Source organism: Celeribacter sp. HF31, from assembly GCF_011806455.1.
Classification (GTDB): domain Bacteria; phylum Pseudomonadota; class Alphaproteobacteria; order Rhodobacterales; family Rhodobacteraceae; genus Celeribacter.
The window spans coordinates 174,163-194,145 of sequence record NZ_JAATOT010000006.1 but is presented as its reverse complement, the minus strand read 5'-3'; the positions used below and the strand labels follow the sequence as shown (position 1 = coordinate 194,145).

27 protein-coding genes are annotated in these 19,983 nt (G+C 59.9%); 8 read left to right on the top strand and 19 right to left on the bottom strand.

Annotated features, from left to right (window positions below; all coding sequences use genetic code 11):
• Positions 1 to 5 precede the first annotated feature (5 nt).
• The 5 genes from tolR to HCZ23_RS14405 all read right to left on the bottom strand — a co-directional run bounded on the left by tolR (position 6) and on the right by HCZ23_RS14405 (position 2,905).
• The gene (gene tolR / locus HCZ23_RS14425) at positions 6 to 476 is read right to left on the bottom strand and encodes a protein TolR (protein ID WP_167602445.1); all 471 of its coding nucleotides are present in this window, start codon (positions 474 to 476) and stop codon (positions 6 to 8) included.
• Position 477: 1 nt separating this feature from the next.
• The gene (gene tolQ, locus HCZ23_RS14420) at positions 478 to 1,173 is read right to left on the bottom strand and encodes a protein TolQ (protein WP_167602444.1); all 696 of its coding nucleotides are present in this window, start codon (positions 1,171 to 1,173) and stop codon (positions 478 to 480) included.
• A 146-nt stretch (positions 1,174 to 1,319) separates the two neighbouring features.
• On the bottom strand, positions 1,320 to 1,709 hold the full coding sequence (ybgC, locus tag HCZ23_RS14415; RefSeq protein ID WP_167602443.1) for a tol-pal system-associated acyl-CoA thioesterase: 390 nt from the start codon (positions 1,707 to 1,709) through the stop codon (positions 1,320 to 1,322).
• Between the two features lie 27 nt (positions 1,710 to 1,736).
• On the bottom strand, positions 1,737 to 2,279 hold the full coding sequence (gene thpR / locus HCZ23_RS14410; protein WP_167602442.1) for an RNA 2',3'-cyclic phosphodiesterase: 543 nt from the start codon (positions 2,277 to 2,279) through the stop codon (positions 1,737 to 1,739).
• Positions 2,276 to 2,905 carry a hypothetical protein gene (locus HCZ23_RS14405; protein WP_167602441.1) on the bottom strand — a complete coding sequence of 210 codons (630 nt, stop codon included), beginning with the start codon at positions 2,903 to 2,905 and terminating at the stop codon, positions 2,276 to 2,278. The genes thpR and HCZ23_RS14405 overlap by 4 nt, the downstream gene beginning before the upstream one ends.
• A 107-nt stretch (positions 2,906 to 3,012) precedes the next feature.
• Between HCZ23_RS14405 and aroQ the strand changes: the two genes are divergently transcribed.
• The gene (aroQ, locus tag HCZ23_RS14400; RefSeq protein ID WP_167602440.1) at positions 3,013 to 3,450 is read left to right on the top strand and encodes a type II 3-dehydroquinate dehydratase; all 438 of its coding nucleotides are present in this window, start codon (positions 3,013 to 3,015) and stop codon (positions 3,448 to 3,450) included.
• 29 nt (positions 3,451 to 3,479) lie between these two features.
• Here aroQ and HCZ23_RS14395 read toward each other — a convergent pair whose 3' ends face one another.
• The 9 genes from HCZ23_RS14395 to HCZ23_RS14355 all read right to left on the bottom strand — a co-directional run bounded on the left by HCZ23_RS14395 (position 3,480) and on the right by HCZ23_RS14355 (position 10,750).
• Positions 3,480 to 4,274 (bottom strand): hypothetical protein, encoded by a 795-nt coding sequence (locus tag HCZ23_RS14395; RefSeq protein ID WP_167602439.1) that lies wholly within the window; start codon positions 4,272 to 4,274, stop codon positions 3,480 to 3,482.
• A gap of 96 nt (positions 4,275 to 4,370) precedes the next feature.
• Entirely contained in the window at positions 4,371 to 4,691 is a 321-nt protein-coding gene (locus tag HCZ23_RS14390; protein WP_167602438.1) for a MazG nucleotide pyrophosphohydrolase domain-containing protein, read from the bottom strand.
• Between the two features lie 4 nt (positions 4,692 to 4,695).
• Positions 4,696 to 5,724, bottom strand: a complete 1,029-nt coding sequence (gene ruvB, locus HCZ23_RS14385) for a Holliday junction branch migration DNA helicase RuvB (RefSeq protein ID WP_167602437.1) — start codon at positions 5,722 to 5,724, stop codon at positions 4,696 to 4,698.
• A gap of 3 nt (positions 5,725 to 5,727) precedes the next feature.
• Positions 5,728 to 6,408, bottom strand: coding sequence for a Holliday junction branch migration protein RuvA (ruvA, locus tag HCZ23_RS14380; protein ID WP_167602436.1), 681 nt, complete (start codon positions 6,406 to 6,408; stop codon positions 5,728 to 5,730).
• Complete coding sequence (gene ruvC / locus HCZ23_RS14375; protein ID WP_066705966.1) at positions 6,405 to 6,914, bottom strand: crossover junction endodeoxyribonuclease RuvC; 510 nt, start codon at positions 6,912 to 6,914, stop codon at positions 6,405 to 6,407. The genes ruvA and ruvC overlap by 4 nt, the downstream gene beginning before the upstream one ends.
• A gap of 397 nt (positions 6,915 to 7,311) precedes the next feature.
• Positions 7,312 to 7,659 carry a hypothetical protein gene (locus HCZ23_RS14370; RefSeq protein WP_167602435.1) on the bottom strand — a complete coding sequence of 116 codons (348 nt, stop codon included), beginning with the start codon at positions 7,657 to 7,659 and terminating at the stop codon, positions 7,312 to 7,314.
• Positions 7,660 to 7,763: 104 nt separating this feature from the next.
• On the bottom strand, positions 7,764 to 8,636 hold the full coding sequence (locus tag HCZ23_RS14365) for a 50S ribosomal protein L11 methyltransferase (RefSeq protein ID WP_167602434.1): 873 nt from the start codon (positions 8,634 to 8,636) through the stop codon (positions 7,764 to 7,766).
• An 87-nt stretch (positions 8,637 to 8,723) separates the two neighbouring features.
• Complete coding sequence (gene msrA / locus HCZ23_RS14360; RefSeq protein WP_167602558.1) at positions 8,724 to 9,425, bottom strand: peptide-methionine (S)-S-oxide reductase MsrA; 702 nt, start codon at positions 9,423 to 9,425, stop codon at positions 8,724 to 8,726.
• A 71-nt stretch (positions 9,426 to 9,496) separates the two neighbouring features.
• Positions 9,497 to 10,750, bottom strand: a complete 1,254-nt coding sequence (locus tag HCZ23_RS14355) for an MFS transporter (protein ID WP_167602433.1) — start codon at positions 10,748 to 10,750, stop codon at positions 9,497 to 9,499.
• A gap of 206 nt (positions 10,751 to 10,956) precedes the next feature.
• Here HCZ23_RS14355 and HCZ23_RS14350 point away from each other — a divergent pair, with 206 nt between their 5' ends.
• On the top strand, positions 10,957 to 12,021 hold the full coding sequence (locus tag HCZ23_RS14350; protein WP_167602432.1) for a YeeE/YedE family protein: 1,065 nt from the start codon (positions 10,957 to 10,959) through the stop codon (positions 12,019 to 12,021).
• Here HCZ23_RS14350 and HCZ23_RS14345 read toward each other — a convergent pair whose 3' ends face one another.
• Positions 12,022 to 12,453 carry a rhodanese-like domain-containing protein gene (locus HCZ23_RS14345; RefSeq protein WP_167602431.1) on the bottom strand — a complete coding sequence of 144 codons (432 nt, stop codon included), beginning with the start codon at positions 12,451 to 12,453 and terminating at the stop codon, positions 12,022 to 12,024.
• A gap of 127 nt (positions 12,454 to 12,580) precedes the next feature.
• On the opposite strand from HCZ23_RS14345, the gene HCZ23_RS14340 reads away from it, so the two are divergent.
• The 5 genes from HCZ23_RS14340 to HCZ23_RS14320 all read left to right on the top strand — a co-directional run bounded on the left by HCZ23_RS14340 (position 12,581) and on the right by HCZ23_RS14320 (position 16,531).
• Positions 12,581 to 13,456, top strand: coding sequence for a TIGR01459 family HAD-type hydrolase (locus HCZ23_RS14340; protein ID WP_167602430.1), 876 nt, complete (start codon positions 12,581 to 12,583; stop codon positions 13,454 to 13,456).
• Between the two features lie 192 nt (positions 13,457 to 13,648).
• Positions 13,649 to 14,092: a MaoC family dehydratase gene (locus HCZ23_RS14335; protein ID WP_167602429.1), complete on the top strand. Its 444-nt coding sequence runs from the start codon at positions 13,649 to 13,651 to the stop codon at positions 14,090 to 14,092.
• Between the two features lie 32 nt (positions 14,093 to 14,124).
• Entirely contained in the window at positions 14,125 to 15,051 is a 927-nt protein-coding gene (locus HCZ23_RS14330; protein ID WP_167602428.1) for a bifunctional riboflavin kinase/FAD synthetase, read from the top strand.
• Positions 15,048 to 15,497, top strand: a complete 450-nt coding sequence (locus tag HCZ23_RS14325; protein ID WP_167602427.1) for a YcgN family cysteine cluster protein — start codon at positions 15,048 to 15,050, stop codon at positions 15,495 to 15,497. The genes HCZ23_RS14330 and HCZ23_RS14325 overlap by 4 nt, the downstream gene beginning before the upstream one ends.
• Positions 15,497 to 16,531 carry a low specificity L-threonine aldolase gene (locus HCZ23_RS14320; RefSeq protein ID WP_167602426.1) on the top strand — a complete coding sequence of 345 codons (1,035 nt, stop codon included), beginning with the start codon at positions 15,497 to 15,499 and terminating at the stop codon, positions 16,529 to 16,531. The genes HCZ23_RS14325 and HCZ23_RS14320 overlap by 1 nt, the downstream gene beginning before the upstream one ends.
• Positions 16,532 to 16,666: 135 nt before the next feature.
• Here HCZ23_RS14320 and HCZ23_RS14315 read toward each other — a convergent pair whose 3' ends face one another.
• Positions 16,667 to 17,266, bottom strand: a complete 600-nt coding sequence (locus HCZ23_RS14315; RefSeq protein ID WP_167602425.1) for a 2-hydroxychromene-2-carboxylate isomerase — start codon at positions 17,264 to 17,266, stop codon at positions 16,667 to 16,669.
• Positions 17,267 to 17,391: 125 nt separating this feature from the next.
• On the opposite strand from HCZ23_RS14315, the gene HCZ23_RS14310 reads away from it, so the two are divergent.
• Entirely contained in the window at positions 17,392 to 18,408 is a 1,017-nt protein-coding gene (locus HCZ23_RS14310) for a ribose-phosphate pyrophosphokinase (protein ID WP_167602424.1), read from the top strand.
• An 84-nt stretch (positions 18,409 to 18,492) separates the two neighbouring features.
• Here HCZ23_RS14310 and HCZ23_RS14305 read toward each other — a convergent pair whose 3' ends face one another.
• The 3 genes from HCZ23_RS14305 to HCZ23_RS14295 form a co-directional block, all read right to left on the bottom strand.
• Entirely contained in the window at positions 18,493 to 18,984 is a 492-nt protein-coding gene (locus HCZ23_RS14305; RefSeq protein WP_167602423.1) for a hypothetical protein, read from the bottom strand.
• A gap of 30 nt (positions 18,985 to 19,014) precedes the next feature.
• A complete protein-coding gene (locus HCZ23_RS14300; protein ID WP_167602422.1) occupies positions 19,015 to 19,362 on the bottom strand; it encodes an H-type lectin domain-containing protein in 348 nt (115 codons plus the stop codon).
• A gap of 84 nt (positions 19,363 to 19,446) precedes the next feature.
• Complete coding sequence (locus tag HCZ23_RS14295; RefSeq protein WP_167602421.1) at positions 19,447 to 19,908, bottom strand: hypothetical protein; 462 nt, start codon at positions 19,906 to 19,908, stop codon at positions 19,447 to 19,449.
• Between the last annotated feature and the right edge of the window lie 75 nt (positions 19,909 to 19,983).

The following is a 19,983-nucleotide window of genomic DNA, read 5'->3' as shown; positions in this document are numbered from 1 at the left end:
CCAGGTTAGTTTCCTGAGCCGTCAAGGCGCGGTCCGCCCTGTTCGGTCACCAGACCGATGGAGCGGAACCCGCCCGCATTGAGCGCTCCCATGACCTGAGCCACACGTTCGTAGGGCACAGATCCATCGGCGCGCAGGAAGATTTTGTCATCGTTGCGCTCGGCGGAGATGGCCTGAAGCTTGTTCACCAGATCATTCTCAGGCGTCTCGTTCTCCATCAAGAGCACTTGGCCCTCAGCGGTGAGCGTGATCGTGAGCGGTTCCTGTTCCTCTTGCGGCAAGGCGGTCGCCGCCGTTTCCGGCAGTTCCACCGGCACGCCGACGGTCATCATCGGGGCGGCCACCATGAAAATGATCAGCAAAACGAGCATCACGTCGACGAAAGGCGTGACGTTGATCTCACTCATCGCGGCGGGGCGACGGCGACGTCCACGACGCCCGCCTCCGCCCTGTTTTTGTACCACACCCGCGCCCATCTCAGCTGTCCAATTCCCGCGACAGGATGGTCGCGAATTCGTCGGCAAAGGCTTCGTATCCGCCCAGGATGCGGTCGCTGTCGGCGTTGAGTTTGTTGTAGAAAATCACCGCCGGAATAGCAGCCAAGAGGCCAAGCGCCGTGGCCAAAAGCGCCTCCGCAATGCCCGGTGCCACGACAGCGAGGTTGGTCGATTGCGCCATGGCGATGTCTTCGAAAGCGGTCTTGATGCCCCAAACGGTGCCGAAAAGACCGATGAAAGGCCCGGTGGAGCCGACCGTGGCGAGGAAGGAGAGGCCCGAGGTCATCTCTTCGCTCTCTTTGGCAATCGCCACATCCATCGAGCGGTCGATGCGCGATTGCGCCCCCGCGATCAGTCCGCCATCGGCTTTGTGAGAACGACGCCACTCGGTCATGCCGGCGGCAAAGACGCGTTCGGGCGCAGACATCGCACTGCCAGAGATTTGGTCGTAAAGCTCGTCCAAGGGCTCGCCCGACCAAAAGGCCTGATCAAAGGCGGCGGCTTCCGCGCGGGCCTTTTTATAGGCGATGAATTTCTGGATGATGATCGACCATGACCAAAACGAGGCCACGATCAAAAGGATCATCACGATTTTCACAATGAAGGTTGCGCGCATGAAAAGCGCCAGCAAGGAGAAATCGATCTCCTGCGCCATCGCAAGGGGTGTCTGGTCCATGAACCTGCTCTTTTAATCGCCTGTTGGCCGCATTTACACGGCTCTCATCATTAACTCAGATTCTATCCTATCCACAGGGGCTTCGCCAACACGAACCTGTGAGAGTTGGGCAAGATTTTCCGATTTTCGGCGATTTTGCAGCGGGCTTAGTGCAGATTTCGGCGGAGAACCGCCGGAAGACGCGCCGGATGACCCGTTGCTGTGAGCGCCACGAGGGTGACCTGGGCCACGAAAAGCTCTTCTTCGCCGCGCTTGACCTTTTGACTGACCACGATCCGGGCACCCGTCATAGCCTCAAGCGCTGTTTCGACCACCAGATCGTCATCGAATCTGGCCGGAGACAGGTAATCCGCCTCGACGCGCCGGACGGCAAAGACGATGCCCTCTTCTTCCTTGAGCTTGACCTGATCGACGCCCAAGTCGCGCACCCATTCGGTGCGACCGCGTTCGATGAATTTGAGGTAATTGGCGTAATAGACGATGCCCGCGAGATCGGTGTCCTCGTAATAGACATGGACGGGGAGCGTGTGGATCATCTGTTAGGCCTTTCGTTTTCTGCGACCCTAGGGCGCGAGCGGATAGCTCGCAAGGGTCTCATACTGCGCCGCCTCATGGCTTAGGACAGACTGCACCATCTCAAACCTCTGCGCGTGGAATTTCGGCCATGCAAAAGCCCCCTGCAAGGCGATCAGATGTTCCAACTCCTGATGTTCGCCCGGATGCAGGCGGTTGAACCGACGCAGCGTGACATGAGGGCGAAACCGCTCATGAGACCGCTCGATCCCGACCGACCGCGCCGCTTGCCGTATCTTTTTGTGCAAGGCGGTCAGCGCTTCGTTCGGTTCGACATTGGCAAAGAGCAGACGCGGTTTGTCGCCGCCAAAGACATCGAGGCCTTTGATCTCGATCTCCGGCGCACGCAGGTGCAGACCGGAAAGCTCGTCATGTAGCTCCGCCAAAACATCTTCCGACTGATCGTCCAGAAAGGCCAGGGTAATATGCATGTTCTCCGCTGGCACGGCGCGCCCAAAGCGCAGCCCCATGGCCAAAATTTCCAGCCGATCCGTCAGATCGCCCGGCAGAGGAAGACCGACAAAGGCTCTCAACCCGCGATCACCCGCGCGTAGAGTCGCAAAGCATGCGAGGCATCCCGCGCCGCATCGGGCAACATCTGATCGTAGGCCGCGCGCAGCACATTGGCCACATTCGGGCGCACCACCGTGCCCTCGGAGGTCTCAGCCAGCGGGCTGTCTTGGGTGAACTCCACATCCGACCACAAAAGCATCGCCTGCACCGCCTGAGACAGCGCGATCACCTCGGCGGGCACCTCATCCATCGCGCCGCCCATGCGCACAAAGGTGAAACACGCCTTGATCGCGCCTTGGTCGTCAAACCGGAAGGCCCGGTATTGATGCGCATTGCGCTCCTGGAGTGTCGCCACCCGCGCCTCCAGGTCGGGGATCAGATCGCCCATATGCGGCACGTCCAACAGCTCCGCCCAATCCGACAGGAAGAACACCATGAGGTTCGTGCCCAGCTCCGGGTCCATCTCTTCGATGCGATGACCGGCGATGGCGACACAGGCCTCGATCGCGGATTTCACCGTCACCAGTGTTTCGTCCGCGACGCCAAACACCACGGGCGCAATCGGCCGCCCCCAGCGCGCAAAGACGTAATCGCCATTCGAGCGGGTGAAAAACTCTTCGATCCGTTCTGGTGTGATGTCCGTCATCTGGCTCTCTCGCGTCACAAGGTTTCGCCGCTCTTTTGCAACAGGGTGGCTTGCGCAGCAACCCCTGCCCCGCGTAGCTTGGCCGCGAAAACGAGACGAGGCGCATCATGAGCAAGACAATCTACATCCTGAACGGTCCCAACCTGAACCTTCTGGGCAAACGCCAGCCGGAGATTTACGGCGCCGACACGCTCGAAGATGTCGAAGCACTTTGTGCCACTGAGGCCGCCAGCCATGATCTCGACATCGTCTTCGCGCAAAGCAATCACGAGGGCGAAATTATCGAGCTGATCCACGAAGCCCGCGACAAAGCCGCTGGCATCGTCATCAACCCGGCGGCCTATACGCATACGTCGGTCGCCATTCTCGATGCATTGAACACCTTCGAAGGTCCGGTGATCGAGGTGCATATCTCACAGGTCCACAAACGCGAAGCTTTCCGCCACCACTCCTATGTCTCCATGCGCGCCGATGCGGTCATGGCGGGGTTTGGCGTCAACGGCTACAAACTGGCTGTGGCGCAGATGGGGCATTTGCTGGGCTAATCCCCCACGCCCCTTGTTCAGTTCCTCGTTCAGTTTTGCTGGGCCACCACGTCGAGAACCGTCCCCGGCAAGGGCAATCCCTTCGGGTTGCCCCAAAGCCTGACGCCGGTCGCGCCCTCCCAAAGGGCCACAATCACCCCCGTGCCATCCGCCGTCATCGCAATCGCACCACGCGTTGAATTGCAGGCATGCGGCTGACAGGCCCAAGCCGTTAGCCACGGCCCCTGCCACTCCATGTTGTGTCCGACATTGAGAATACGCCGCGCATCGGCCAGCGCCTCAGGCGGCATGAAAGACAGGAAATATCCCTCCCATCCAGCATCTCCGATAACCATGGAGATGTGTTGCCCCTGCCATCCGGCAACCGTCGCCACCCCTTGTTCTTTACGGCTGCCCGCCTCTTCGCGAATGGTCTTGCCGTCGTAGACAAAGGTCACATTGTGATTGTCGCCAGAGCGCATCGACGGCATGGAGACGGACACCGTTTCGCTGTCATAGCTCAGTTCATAAAGATCGGAACAGGTGCCGAATGTGTCAGACAGGCGGATCGCCCCCGGCACGGCATGGACCCAGACATATTCCGCCGGACAGGCATTGCCGCCATAGGACAGGGACAAAAGCAAGAGATCCCCAAGCTGTTCCTCGATGTCGATATAGGCCAACCCCTCGGGCAATGGCAAAGACACGCCGCCGATGGTCACGGATTTTTCCGTATAAGCCCCTGTCACTTGCGCCAGACCCGCCCGCGTCTGCACCTGCGTCTCTGCGCTGGCCTCGGACCCGCCTGCAAAAGCCAGCAGTACGCTCAGAAAAATTCCTGACATCCCGCGCATCTCAAGTCTCTCCATGCTAAAATATATGGCTCGCATGGTGCCGCTGAATACCAAATAAAGCAATGCGCGAAGGCCTCTTGCCTGCCCTCATAGATACTTGCCCCATTTGCGGGCGAAAGCCTCTGAAAGGTCAACGCCTTCAGTCTCCGCCAAAACCGCCAGAAACCCCAATAGGTCCGCCAGCTCATCCTCAAAATCACGCCGCAAAGCCTCCGGGTCGCCATCCGCGCCCCGTGCGCGTCCGTGGAGTTTGAGATAAGCCGACGCCACTTCGCCCATCTCTTCGGTCATCTTGCCGATCAACATCAACCCGTCACGCGTCAGACCAAAGGTCTCGACATAAATGTCGTTCACAGCCTTCGCTTGACGCTGCAATTCCGCAAGGCTGATGTCTCCTTTGTGGCTCAAATACTCACTTCCCAAACAAATCGGACTGATCCGGCGTTTTCGGGGCCTCGAGCCCCAGATGTTTCCACGCTTTCTGGGCCAACATCCGCCCACGCGGGGTGCGCTGAATGAGGCCCTGCTGCAACAAATACGGTTCGATCACATCTTCAATGGCATCGCGGGACTCGGACAGCGCCGCCGCCAGGGTCTCAACACCGACAGGCCCCCCGCCATAATTCTCCGCAATCATCCCGAGATACCGCCGGTCGGCCCCATCGAGGCCCAAAAGGTCCACCCCCAGACGCGTCAGCGCCCCATCGGCCAGAGATTTCGTAATCCGCCCGTCGCCCTCGACCACGGCGAAATCCACCACACGTCGCAGGAGCCGCCCGGCGATCCGGGGCGTGCCGCGCGCACGTTTGGCGATCTCATGCGCGCCGTCCGGCTCGGCGGGCACGCCCAAGAGGCGCGCGCCACGGGTGACGATCTCGTGCAGCTCTTCGGTGGTGTAGAACTGCAATCGCGTCGGGATGCCGAAACGGTCCCTGAGAGGTGTGGTCAAAAGCCCAAGCCGCGTGGTCGCGCCCACGAGCGTAAAGGGCTGCAACTCGATCCGCACGGTGCGCGCGGCGGGGCCTTCGCCGATCACCAGATCGAGCTCGAAATCCTCCATTGCCGGGTAAAGCACCTCTTCGACCACCGGGTTCATCCGGTGAATCTCGTCGATGAACAACACATCCCGCGCTTCGAGATTGGTCAGAATCGCGGCCAGATCGCCCGCCTTCGCCAAGACCGGCCCGGAGGTCATCTTGAAATTCACACCCAACTCACGCGCCATAATTTGTGCCAGCGTGGTTTTGCCGAGACCCGGCGGACCGTGGAACAGCACATGGTCCATCGCCTCTTCGCGCATCTTGGCGCTCTCGATGAACACGCGCAGATTGGCGCGGGCCTCTTGTTGACCGATGAATTCCTCAAGCGCCTGCGGGCGCAGGGCGCGATCGGCATCCTGCGGTTGGCGCTCCGGGCGCAAAGTGGGGTCAGGGCTTTCCATCTCTTACCCTTTCGGCGCAAGCAGGCGCAGCGCGGCTTTGATCAGGGTGGAGGTGTCCGCCTCCGGCGCGTCCTGCGCGGATTGCGCCACAGCCTGTGCCGCATCAGACGGAGAATAGCCGAGGTTTTGCAGGGCGGACAGGGCTTCGGCCTCTGCTGATGCATTGGCCTTCGCGGGCGCTTTCTTCGGCGCCGGTTTGGCGGCGGGTGCGTTGTTTTCGATCACCTCGACCGTCTCCGGCGCTTCCAAAGCCTCCGACAATTTGCCGCCCATCGACATCACCGTCGGCGCCTTATCTTTCAACTCATTGACCACCCGCTGCGCGATCTTCGGGCCGACGCCCGGAGCTGCCTTGACCGCCGTCCAATCGCCCAGCGCAATCGCCCGCCCTGTCGCCTCCGGCCCCAAAGTGCCGAGGATCGCCATGGCGGCTTTCGACCCGATGCCCTGCACGGAGATCAGCAGGCGATACCATTCCTTTTCCAACAAGGAGGTAAAGCCGAAGAGTTGCAGGTTGGTCTCTTGCACCAGCATATCGGTATAGAGCGCGACCGGCGCGCCGCGCCCCGGCAAGGACATCCGCGTGCGCTCGGAAATATAGACGATATAGCCGACACCGCGCACGTCGATCAGAACGTGATCCGTGCCGATATAGTCGATGACACCCGTCAGTTTGCCGATCATGAGGCGGCCTTTCTCAGCGCGTCTTGCAGTCGAGACGAGGATTGCGCGTGATAGGAGTGCGTGATCGCGATAGCCAAGGCGTCGACCGCATCCGGGCCTTCGAGTTTGGCGCCGGGCAGTTGCAGCTTGATCATATGTTCGACCTGTTGCTTGGCGGCGTGTCCCACGCCGACGACGGTCTTTTTCACCGCGTTGGGGGCGTATTCGCCGATGGGAATGCCCGCGCGCGCCGGGACCAAAAGCGCAACCGAGCGCGCCTGCCCGAGTTTGAGCGTCGCGACGGCGTCCTTGTTGACAAAGGTCTGCTCAACGGCGGCGCTGTCGGGGCGATAGGTCTCGACAATGGCGGTGAGCTGATCGAAGAGCGACAAAAGCCGCGTGGCGAGATCGTCGGAAGAGGCCGAGCGGCAGATGCCGTTGGCGACATGGCTGATACGGGGCCCCGCGACATCAATGATGCCCCAGCCCATATTGCGCAGCCCGGGGTCGATGCCCATCACACGCATGGTCTCACCTGCTCGTTTTATTCGTTAGCAAAGAGTTAGCACGAAACGAGAACATTTGCCAAGGCTGGTTTCTGCGCCCCTCGTTTTCACCGAAACGCTGCTACGCTGCCGAGGGCAGCGAGTCACACGACTGCGGGACCGGCCGGTCAAAGCGTTTCGCATCAAATCTGAATCACAGATTTGGTGTGAAGCGCTCACAACGTTTATATGTTGCACTGCGTTTTTCTTTTTCCCTGGCTCAGATAAAAAGAAAAACGCTTTAGGCCGCCCCCTGCGGAGGCCACGCCGTGAGCAGATAAAAAAGTGAAAACCCGCACCGGAGGGGGTGCGGGTTTTGACGTGGACGGGATGAAAAGCGGCAAAGTGGGAAACAGCCGTTCACTCCCGGAATATATCTTCAGTTCAGGAGCATCTTGCCCTGAAGCGCCAGCCAGATCGTGAGATCGTCGGCATGCATGACCCAAGCGCCAGCGCGTTCGATTGCCGTGCCCTCGGCCAGTTCGGCGACTCGCGCGACATAGGTCGAGGCGCCAAGCGTCGCATAGAGCACCGCCTTGAACAGCATGACCCCTGCGATGGCCACGAACAACAGGTGGATCGGACGCCGCAAACCGCGGCGACGCGGGCGGGCGATGATCAGCCCATCCTGGTTAACGGAATAAATGACACCCTTACTCAAAGCACGACGCCGCGCTTCGATCCGGGTCAACCGTTTATTCAATTGCTGCGAACCGGCGTAAGCCATAGCAGCCTCCTCATACATCGGCCCCCACCGACCATGACATGATTGTGGCGAAATGTGGCAAAATTGGGGCAAACACGGCAAGAAGGCGGTTTTTGCCTTTGATTTTAGGCAGTTCGCGCCATGGTCAACGTCGTCCAGTCAACAATCTCCTGACGATCCACAAGATTGAACCCGGAGCGTGTATAAACCTCGACGACCTCATCGGCCTGCGGATTGAGAATCCCGGAGAGAATCACATGGCCACCCTCTTTGACGTTGCGCGCCATGTCGGGGGCGAGCGCCACCAGAGGACCTTTGAGGATGTTGGCGAAGACGAGATCGAAGGGCGCTTTTTCGGCCAGATCAGGATGGTTGAACCCCGCGGCCTCGAGACAGATGACGCGGCCCGAGAGATCGTTGGCATCGACATTGGACTGCGCCACCTCAACGGCGACCTCGTCGATGTCGGAGGCATAGACGATCTGGTCCGAAATTTTCGCCGCCGCCATCGCCAGAACGGCGGTGCCGCAGCCGATGTCGGCCACATTGTCAAAGCTCTTGCCCTCGCCCATCAGACGGTCGAGCGCCTTGAGACAGCCCAAAGTCGTGCCGTGATGTCCGGTGCCAAAGGCCATGGCGGCCTCAATCAAAAGCCCGATCTTGTCGGCGGGCAGTTTGTCGGCGTCATGCGAGCCGTAGACAAAGAAACGACCGGCCTCGACGGGGGCCAGATCGCGGCGGACCTTGGCGACCCAATCGGTTTCCGGCAGCTCGGAGATGACGAAATCCGGCGCATCGTTGGCCGCCGCCAAAAGTGCGAGCGCGATCTCGTCGGGCGCCTCGGTGAAATAGGCGCCGACTTCCCAGAGGCCCGAGCCGTCCTCGATCTCGAAGACGCCCACGCCGGTGGGTTCCGGGTCGAGAAATTCCAGCGCCTCGCCAATGGCTTCGGCGGGGGCTTTGCCGCGGGTCTTGGTGAAGGCGGTGAAAGTGGTCATGGCTGCACTCCGAAATGGGCTTTGCCTTCGCCATAAAGCGAAGCCGCGCTTTACTCAAGCGCGGCTCTGGATTTTGCCCGATACGACTTATTCGCTATGGCCCTGCGGCTCGACCGGATCGGTCCATTCAATCGAGCGCTCCATCGACAGGCCCACGGGACAATTCACGCCCGTGCCGCCAATGCCACAATAGCCGTTCGGGTTCTTCGCCAGATATTGCTGGTGGTAGTCTTCGGCATAGTAGAATTCGCCAGCAGGCAGCACTTCGGTCGTGATCGCACCGAACCCTTTGTCCTGCAACAACACGTTATAGCCCGCCAAGGAGGCCTCCGCCGCTGCACGTTGGGCCTCCGACGTATAGTAGATGCCGGAACGATATTGCGTGCCGCGATCATTGCCCTGCTGCATGCCCTGGGTCGGGTTGTGGCCCTCCCAAAAGACCTTGAGCAGCTCGGCGTAGCTGACTTTCGACGGATCGAAAATCACGCGCACCACTTCATTGTGGCCGGTCTTTCCGGTGCAGACCTCTTCATAGGTCGGGTTCGGCGTGTAACCCGCCGCATAGCCGACGGCGGTGTTGACCACGCCCGGCACCTGCCAGAACTTGCGCTCGACACCCCAAAAACAGCCCATGCCAAAAATCGCTTCCTCGCAGCCCTCCGGCACATCCCCCTCAAGCGGCACGTGCAACACGAAATGCTCCGCCGCCGTGGGGATCGGATCGGGACGCCCCGGCAGGGCGGCGTCGGGCGTGGGCATGGTGAGTTTCTTGGTCAGGGCAGAGAACATGGCGGGCTCCATCATAGCGGTTCGCTCTCAATATAGAGTGCGAACCCCGAAGCACCAAATCCGCTCTCTCGTTATTCGGCGGGCTTGGTCATCGCAGCGCTTTCGCGCACCAGCGGCAGAAAGCGCCATTCATTGCCCTTTTCCGGGTGACGCGGGATCAGCGCAGCCAAACCCAGAGAGGCCATCGCCATCCCGGCGGCCAGCGCAAACACCCCGCCCGGAGAGGCGACCCAGAGATAGCCCAACAGAGCCGGCAGGAAGACCGCCGCGATATGGTTGATGGTAAAGGCCACGGCGGCGGTGGGTGCGATGTCTTCGGGATCGGAGATTTTCTGAAAATAGGTCTTGAGCGCGAAGGCGAGGCCAAAGAGCATATGGTCGATCACGTAAAGGCCCGCGGCGATGACAACGCCCCAGCCCAGCCAGTAAATCCCGCCATAGGCCAGGAACACCAGCGTCAGGCCGATATATTCGAGCATCAGAACAAAGCGCTCGCCATTGCGGTGCACCACTTTGCCCATGAAAGGCGCGATCACCATATTGGCGACGTAGTTGATCAGGAACAGCGCGGTGATCTCATGCACCTCGAAGCCGAATTTCTCGACCATCATGAAGGCGGCAAAGACGACGAAAATCTGCCGCCGTGCACCCGCCATGAATTGCAGCGCGTAATAGAGCCCGTAGCGGCGCTTGAGGATGATCTTTTTGGCCTGCGGATTGGGCGCCTCGAACTGCGGATAGGCGGTGAGCGCGAAAATCGCGACCGCTGCCGTGAAGCCACCCGAGACCATATAGACCAGCGCATAGGACAGATCGAAGGTCTTCCAGGTCAGAACCAGAACACCATAGGCCACCAAAGAGGCCGCCGACCCCGCCGCCATCAACCGCCCGATGACGATCGGCGCACGGTCTTTCGAGAGCCATTGCAATTGCAGCGACTGGTTCACCGTTTCAAAGTAGTGAAACCCGATGGAGGACAGCATGGTCACCGTCAAAATGCCGCCCAGCGAAGGAAAATAGGCCGTCACAGCAGTCGCCACACCCAAGAGCAAAAGCGACACTACGCCCAGCACCTGCTCACGAATGATCATGATCAGCGCGATCACCCCGATGGCGAGAAACCCCGGAATTTCGCGGATCGTATGCAGCCAACCGATCTCGACGCCTGTGAACCCCGCCACCTCGATGACGAAATTGTTCAACAGCGCGTTCCACGTGGCAAAGGCCACCGGCATCGCGAAAGCCATCAGGAACAACAGGCCCTCAGGCCTGCGCCAGAGCGGCAGGGTCGAGGTTTCGGACAGGGGGATCGGGGCGTTTTTCATAAATCTGCTTTAGGGCGAGAAAACGATTTTGAATAGCCAAAATTCCCGCACACCCCCTTCCAACACAGCCGAGCAGAGATATGCCCAAAACATTCACACATGCAAAACCATGTGACTCATATCAAGGCGCGGTTATACTCCTCCTCTAAAATAGCCGGAATTTGCGCTGGGATTTGCGCGAGATTTGCCTGTGGGAGGAGCAGATCATGGATATTTTGACCCTCGTCGAGGGGATCGGCGAAAGCCCCTCTGCGGCGATTTTCGGCCTGATCACCGGGGTGATTTTCGGCGTCTCCGCCCAGCGCTCGCAATTCTGTCTGCGCGCGGCGACGGTCGAGTTTGCCCGTGGGCGCCTCGGTCCGAAAGTTGCCGTCTGGTTCCTGACGCTTTCCACGGCCATCGTCTGGGTGCAGGGCGCGCAGATGCTCGGGCTGTTTCGCGGTGCCGACGCGCGCGTCATGGCGGTGCCGGGATCATGGTCGGGCGCGGTGATCGGCGGGTTGATGTTTGGCGCAGGCATGGTGCTGTCGCGCGGCTGCTCCGGACGGCTTTTGGTTCTGGCTTCGACCGGCAATCTGCGCTCCGTCGTCTCAGGCCTGATCTTTGCCGTCACCGCGCAGATGAGTCTCCATGGCGTCTTGGCGCCTTACCGCGATAAACTTGCGTCCCTGTCGATCACGCCCGGCGGTGAAAACGTCAATCTTCTGAATGCTCTGCATCTCCCGGAGGGCACCGGCCTCGCATTGGGTCTTGGCTTTGCAGCTCTGGCCTTGGTCCTCGCGGTCAAGAACCAGATCGGCCCGAAAACCTGGATTTTCGCCTCGGGTGTCGGCTTTGCCGTCGCGGTCGGCTGGGGGCTCACATGGTCCTTGGCGCAGGTGGCTTTTGATCCGGTGCCGGTGACCTCCGTCACCTTCTCCGGCCCTTCGGCCAACACGCTCATGTTCTTTCTCGACCGCAACGCGGTGTTGGAATTCGACGTGGGCCTCGTCCCCGGCGTGGTCGTGGGCGCCTTTGCCGCCTCGCTTCTCTCCGGTGAGTTCCGTTGGCAGAGCTTTGATTCCGTGCCCGTCATGCGCAAATCCATGATCGGGGCGGTGCTCATGGGCTTTGGCGCCATGTTGGCGGGCGGCTGCGCCATCGGCAATGGTGTCACCGGCAGCTCGGTCTTTGCCGCGACCGCCTGGCTTGCGCTGTTTTGCATGTGGATCGGCGCGATTGTCACGACGCTCGTCGTGGACCGCGAGGCCGATCCGGCGCTAGCCTGTTGATCAGTTGACCGCGACCGGGCGATAGCCGCTGGCGATCTGTGCCTTCATGCCGCCGTCGATGGAGACGATCCGGTTCGGCAGCTTCCCCGCCAAGGCCTGCGCCGCGCGCGCCGTGCGGTTACCCGAGCGACAGATCAGGATGAGATCCTGCCCCTCGGAGAGCTTCGGGCCAACTTCGGCCAGGAAACTGTCGGCCCCTTCAAAGGTCACAAGCTCCGCCCCCTCGATCACCCCGGTGTCGGCCCATTCCTCGGGCGTGCGAATGTCGACGATCAGACCGCCCTCGGCCTGCATCTCGGCGACCGTCATGATCTTGTGCTCGATCCCCTCGCCGCCCACAGCGCGGGTTTGCGAGGCACGCAACAGACCGAACCCCAGCGCCACAACGGCAGCGCCTCCGTAGACGAGAAAACGGCGTTTGGTCGGGTTCATGCTTCACTCCTTCGATGGCTCCTTTCGGTCATATCAGCCCGCAGTCCAGCCGCAAGGGGGCATTCTGACGCTTTCCTTTCAGACCCTCACAGGATAGCTAAAGGGCAGCGATGCATGAGGAGCCGATATGACCCGCCTGATCCAAACCCTGTCCGAGATTTCGACCGATTACGATGCGCTTTTCGTCGACCTTTGGGGCTGTGTCCACAATGGCGTCACGGCGTTTCCCGAGGCCTGTGCCGCGCTTCAGACCTACCGTGCAGGCGGCGGCAAAGTCGTCCTCGTGACCAATTCGCCGCGCCCGTGGCGCTCGGTCGCGCAGCAGATCAAGGAGTTCGGCGTGCCCGATGACGCCTATGACGCCATCGCCACCTCCGGCGATTCCGCACGCATGGCGATGTATCTGGGCGTTGTCGGCGAGAAGGTGCATCACATCGGCGATATGTTCAAAGACGACTTCATGCAGCCGATGGATATCGTCATGGATGAGGCCGTCGAGATCACCGAAGTGCCGCTTGAAGACGCCGAGGGCATTGTGTGTTCCGGCCCCGAAGACCCGCTGGCCGACCCGGAGATTTACCGCCCGCAGTTCCTCTACGCGAAACAAAAGGGCCTGAAACTTTTGTGCGCCAACCCCGACATCGTGGTGGATCGGGGCGAAGTGCGGGAATGGTGCGCGGGGGCCTTAGCCGCGCTTTATACCGAGATGGGCGGCGTGAGCCTCTATTTCGGCAAGCCGCATCCGCCGATCTACGATCTGGCCCGCCGCCGTCTGGCCCAACTGGCACCCATCGACGACAACCGCATCCTCTGCATCGGCGATGGCATTGGCACCGACGTGATGGGCGGTATTGGCGAGGGGCTGGATGTTTTGTTCATCACCGGTGGGTTGGCGGCGAAGGAATTCGGCCCCGATCCGGTGAACCCGGACCCGGCGCGGCTCAAGATGTGGCTGGCGGAACAGAACCTGTCGCCGACGGCGGCGATTTCTTTCTTGCGCTGAGACGTGAGTATTTTGCTGCAATGAAAACAAAGGCGCGGGAGGGATCTGGCGCCTTTTTTACACCCGCACGACATCATCACGAAACTTATTTCCAATATTTGCGCCAACATAAAAATTTTCTTGCGCGCAATATTGTTTCCCGTTCAATCTTCAGCTATGCTGCACTGCAATATCAAGAAGGAATCGGAGCGCATGTTGGACAATCAGCCCCGCGGAACCATCTGCATCGAAGACATCGAGATCGGCATGACGCGCTCTTTGCGCAAGACCCTCACCGATCATGACATTGAGTTGTTCGGTGAGGTGTCCACCGACCGCAACCCTGTGCATTTCGACGATGCCTACGCCAATGACACGATTTTCGAAGGCCGCATTGCCCATGGCATGCTGACCGCCGGTCTGATTTCCGCCGTCATCGGCGAGCAGCTTCCGGGGCATGGCACGATTTACATGGGCCAAACGCTCAAGTTTCTGGCGCCCGTGCGTCCCGGCGATACGGTTCTGGCCGAGGTCACAGTGACCGACATCATCCACGCAAAACGCCGTGTTGCCCTTGAATGTCGCTGCACCGTGGGCGATACCGTAGTCCTGAAAGGCGAGGCCATGGTGCTTGCGCCGAGCCGTAAATTCGACTGACGACGCGAGGGGCGCCTCTCGCGAGGAGCCCCATGCAGATTTACACGCACTGGACCGACATTCCCGAAGAGGCCAAAGGCTGTGCCGCCGCGATTGGCAATTTTGACGGCGTTCACCGTGGCCATCGCCATGTGATTGATCTGGCCCGTGCGCATGGCCCGTTGGGCATCGTCACATTCGAGCCGCATCCCCGCGAGTTTTTTGCGCCGGGCGCCCCGCCCTTTCGGCTGATGAATGCTGACTCAAAAGCCAGCCGTCTGGCGAAACTCGGCGTCGAGCAATTGTTCCAACTTCCGTTCAATGCAGACTTGGCCGCCATGACTCCCGAAGCCTTTGCCCGTGAGATCATTGTCGAGGGGCTGGGTCTCAAACATGTGGTCGTTGGCGCCGATTTCTGTTTTGGCGCCAAGCGCGCCGGCAAAGTGGCCGATCTTCAACGTTTTGGCGAAGAGATGGGCTTTGGCGTCACCGTCGCCGAGCTTTTGGAAACCGACAGCGGGATTTCTTCGTCCTCGGCGATCCGTGTCGCGCTGACCGAAGGAGCGCCGGAAAAAGCCGCCGAGATGCTGGGGCATTGGCACCGGATCGAGGGCAAAGTCGGCCATGGCGACAAACGTGGCCGCGAGTTGGGATATCCGACCGCGAACATGTCGATCGAAGGGCTGCATGCGCCGAAATTCGGTGTCTATGCGGTGTTGGTCGATGTGCTGACAGGGCCGCACACAGGCACCTATCAGGGCGCGGCCTCTTTGGGCGTCAAACCGACCTTCGGCGCCAATATGCCCTGTCTCGAGACCTTTATCTTCGACTTTTCCGGCTCGCTTTACGACGAACACCTCTCGGTCGCTTTCGTCGAATATCTGCGTCCTGAACTTGTGTTCACCGGGCTTCAACCGCTCATTGATCAAATGGATCTCGATTGCGCCCAGGCCCGCGCGATCCTTGAGGCCTTGGAATGAGCAAACGGGAGCGCTTTTGGGAAACCGTGCCTCTGGCGAAAATGTCGGAGGAGGAATGGGAAGCGCTCTGTGACGGTTGTGGCAAATGTTGCCTCAATAAGATCGAGGATGCAGACACAGGCGAAGTCTATCTGACTCGTGTCGCCTGCCGGTTGCTCGATGATCAGTCCTGCCAATGCGGGCAATATGAGATTCGCAAAAACCTCGTCCCCGAATGCATCCGCCTGACGCCGGAGAATATCGACAGCCACGCATATTGGATGCCCACCACCTGCGCTTACCGGCTGTTGTGGAAAGGCCGCCCCCTGCCCGATTGGCACCCGCTTTTGACCGGCGACCCAGAGAGCGTGCACACCGCAGGCGTCTCCGTGCGGGGCAGGACCGTGCCGGAATTCGAGGTCGATGAGGACGATTGGGAAGATCATATCATCGAGGAACCCACCTGATGTTTTTCGGATCTGACAACACCTCCGGCGTGCATCCGAAAATCATGGAGGCCTTGGTCAGGGCCAACGACGGATACGCCGCGCCCTATGCCGGGGATCGTTGGACGGCGGAGTTGACGGAACGTTTGCGTGATCTGTTTCAGGCGCCCGATGCGCTGGTCTATCCGATGGTGTCTGGCACCGGAACGAACGCCGCGCTTTTGGCCGCGATGACGCCGCCTTGGGGTATTATCTATTGCCAAAAGACCGCGCATATCGAGGTGGATGAGCGCAATTCCGTGCCGTTTTATTCGGGCGGGGCGAAGCTTAAATTGCTCACAGGTGTTGGCAGTCGACTGGAACCGGCTGAGCTGCGCGAGGCCGTGATCAGAGACAGCGGCGAAGACATCCACGCCAGTCCGCCCGCCGCCGTCTCGCTGACCAACCTCACCGAGTTTGGTGAACTTTATCGCCCGACCGACATTGCCGCATTGGCCGAGGCCGCGCGCCTGCCACTGCATCTCGACGGGGCACGATTTGCCAACGCCATGGCCGCCAGTGGCGCGACGCCCTGGGAAATGACGCGTGAGCTGTCGGCGCTTTCGCTGGGGGCCACGAAAACCGGTGCGATGGGCGCCGAGGCCGCGGTGCTCTTCGATCCCGCTTATCAAGAGGCGTTCGAGAGCCAACGCATGCGCGGCGGGCATAACCTCTCGAAAGCGCGTTATATTTCGGCGCAGATTTTGGCTTGGCTGGAGGGAGATCTCTGGCTGGAGCTCGCGACACAGGCCAATGCGATGGGCGCGCGTCTGGCGCAAGGTCTGGCCGAGATCGGGGGCGAGCTGGCCTATACCGTCGAGGGCAATCTGGTCTTCGCCCGCCTGCCCCGCAAGCTCCATGTCAAAGCCAAAGCGAAAGGGGCGGTCTATCACCTCTGGGGGCCGAACACGGCTCTGTCGGGTGATCCCGAGGAGCCGCTCTTGGCACGTTTCGTGGCGAGCTGGTCGACAACCGTGGCCGATGTGGACGCGCTATTGGCGGCATTTACGGACTGAATCGCACCAGACCCAAGGCGCCCCTCTTCGCCCTCTTTCACCTCGCATTAAGGTTAATCAGATTAAGGTTAACGCGAGAGAAAGGGGCAGAGAGCCGCCCCTGTTCCAAGGCCTGAAACGCTCACTCTCTCGCCTTCACAATGTCCCGAGATAGTCGTCCAGCATGTCCAGACGATCCTGACCCCAAAACCGCTCATCTGTGTCCGTCACGATGTAGAACGGCGCACCGAAAATCCCGGCTTTCAGACCCTCTTCGAGGTTCTGCGCATAGATTTCGGCGCCCTTAAGCATGCCGGTCATCGACAGCATCGGATCGAACCCCGACTCTGCGAGCGCCTCGGTGATCACCGCGTCATCGGCGATGTCACGATCCTCTTCCCAGACCGCTTTCAAAAGCCGCTGCACCAGCCCGTCGAGATCGCCGCCACCGGCCTCTTGCGCCGCGATCACCGCATAGGACGCGGGTGCGGCGTTGGTCGGCCAATGGGCGGGTTGGAAGGTCATCGGCTTACCGGCCTTGGCGGCAAACCGTTTCAGTTCCTGCATGCGGTACTCTTGCCGACCTTGCGGACGCTCAGCCGGGCGTGGCGCGCCCAGGCGGTCGAACATGGTGAGAATATCAAAGGGTTTGTAACGCACGCTCGCCCCATGTTTTTCCGCGATCTCCGCAAAGCGATCTCCCGCCAGATAGGTGAATGAGGACAGAAGCGAGAAATAATAATCGATATGTGCCATTTTGCCCCCTCCTCGGGACGTGCGGGATGTTTCCAAAAACCTAGCCGGGTGGTAAGCGGTGTCAACGTTACGATTCCGTGACGATCCCCGCGCCACATTCGCCAAACACTCTGGGAAAAGCTGCCATGCCCACATCTCATGAACCGAAACTCATCTCCGGCAATGCCAACCGCACGCTGGCGAATTCCATTGCCCGTCGCCTGTCGATGCACCGCGGCATGTCGATCGACCTGTGCGACGCGCGCGTGGAGCGGTTCAACGACGGCGAGATTTTCGTCGAGGTCTATGAGAACGTGCGGGGCGAAGACATGTTCGTGGTTCAGCCGACGTCCAACCCGGCCAACGACAACCTCATGGAATTGTTGATCATCACAGATGCGCTGCGCCGCTCGTCGGCCGGTCGCATCACCGCCGTGATCCCCTATTTCGGCTACGCCCGTCAGGACCGCCGCACCAAGGCCCGCACGCCGATCACCGCGAAACTCGTTGCCAATATGATGGTCGAAGCGGGTATCGAGCGCGTTCTGACCCTCGATCTGCATGCGACGCAGATTCAGGGGTTCTTCGACATTCCGGTCGATAACCTCTACGCCTCGCCGGTCTTCGCGCTCGACATCAAACATCACTTCAAGGACGGGCTTGAGGACATCATGGTCGTCTCCCCGGACGTCGGCGGCGTGGCCCGTGCCCGCGAGCTGGCAAAACGCATCGACGCGCCGCTGTCCATTGTCGACAAACGCCGCGAGAAGCCGGGTGAAGTGGCCGAAATGACCGTCATCGGCTCCGTCGAAGGCAAGAAATGTATCATCGTCGATGACCTTGTGGACACTGCGGGCACGCTCTGCAAAGCGGCGGACCTGTTGATGGATCACGGCGCCGCCGAAGTGCACGCCTATATCTCCCACGGCGTGCTGTCCGGCCCGGCCGTGGAGCGTGTGACCAATTCCAAGCTGTCGTCTCTGGTGATCACCGATTCGATCGAGGCCAATGAGGCCGTCGCCGCCTGCAAGAACATCCGCATCGTGCCGACCGCGCCGCTCTTTGCGCAGGCGATCATCAACACCTGGAACGGCACCTCCGTGTCATCCCTGTTCGAAGACAAGACGCTCGTGCCGCTCTATGAGGGTGTGTATCACCCGTGATCCGCGACAGCTTCGGGACACATTGAACATGACAAAGGCGCAGGGCAGAACCTGCGCCTTTCTTTTTGACGGGTCACACCCGGTTCACCAGGTCCCACTCATATTCACACTAAAATTCTGGTCTTCATCCAATTTCAAATAGGGCAATTCCTTGTAAGGGGGCACCGCATTCAGAAACCCCACATTGGATTTCTTCCAAGGGTATACCACCTGCACGCGAACCCAAACCAATCGCATCAAGTCCTCGGCCACATCCACCTTGAGCGGCATCTTGCGAGACACCTCTCTAATTTCAGAGTGGTGAATCTTCTGCTCTCGCTGCCAATCCCACTGCCGACGGCGTATTTCATTCCGCTCTTGGCTTGTTGATTTGCTCCAATCCGGCATCGGGAACTTTGCCGCTGCCTGACGGTCTCCTGGATCAACACGGATACCAAACTCGAAATCCTGTGTGGCACTGCGATATCGGTAGTCGTCAATCGCATCCGCGCGCATCCCCTCCGTGCGCAGATAGGTGATCGACGACCCGGTCTCTGTATTGCGCGCGGTTTTGGTTTCCTTGTCATAGGTATACATGACGTCGCTTTCCCCGGGACCAATGCCCCATCAGACCTCCCAGTCGTCCTCATGTCGCACCGGCCCGAAGGCGGTCCAATCAGAGCGCACACGCGCGATTTTGGTGTCCCCCCAGGTCCGGAAGACGATGACAAAGCCCTCCTCCGTCACCATCTCCGCGGAAATATCGACGCGGTGGTTGGTGCTTTGGTCGATGTCGAGCATCGAGAGGCTCACCTGCACCAGAGGCGGGCGCAGAAACGGCTCGTCGAATTCGACCACACGGCGCAGCTCGCGCGGGCCTTTGCCGGTCCACATCGCGCCGCCGTCCTGGAAATCTGAAAAAAGTACAAAGGACCCTTGCGTGATCCCGATCTGATGACTGTCTATTCTAAGCATGGGTCTTTTTCTTGTCCCCCGAGAGCCAGATTGCCCCGAAATGCGCAGAGAAGGGAAGAGGGAAAGAGTTAACGGCTTAGTCCCTTATCGAACCTCCGGCACCCGGCTGACCGTTTCTTGTTGAGCATCTGAAGCATTTTCATATGCAAGCCCCGGGAAGACATGGCTGATAAAGAAGAAAACACCAACACAGACCGGTACCATGATCTGCACGTTGGAAGGCATCTCGCCAAAGAGAGAGCGAAAGATGTAGGAGCGAAAACACAATAGGACGATAAGCCCCCAGAGCCAAAGACAAGGAGCCAAAGCGATACGCATCAGCCAAAATTGAAAAAGGCGCTCGAACCAATAGAGCCCTTTCCGCAGCAAGAGCGAAAAGGCGAAAACAGCGAGAACGGTTGCAATACCGCCGCCGAAAAGAGCCTTGGACAAATTTCCAGATAAAAGATGACCGCCGCTTATACCCAGCAACACAGAGGCCACCAAGAGACTCACAAGCCCGGTCAACCAGGCGGAAATATCACTGAACTCACGTCGCCAAAGCATCTTTATTTGCAATCCTTTATGTCTATCCCTCGGAAACTACTGAGAGATTTGGGCATAAAGATGACGTGATGGGTC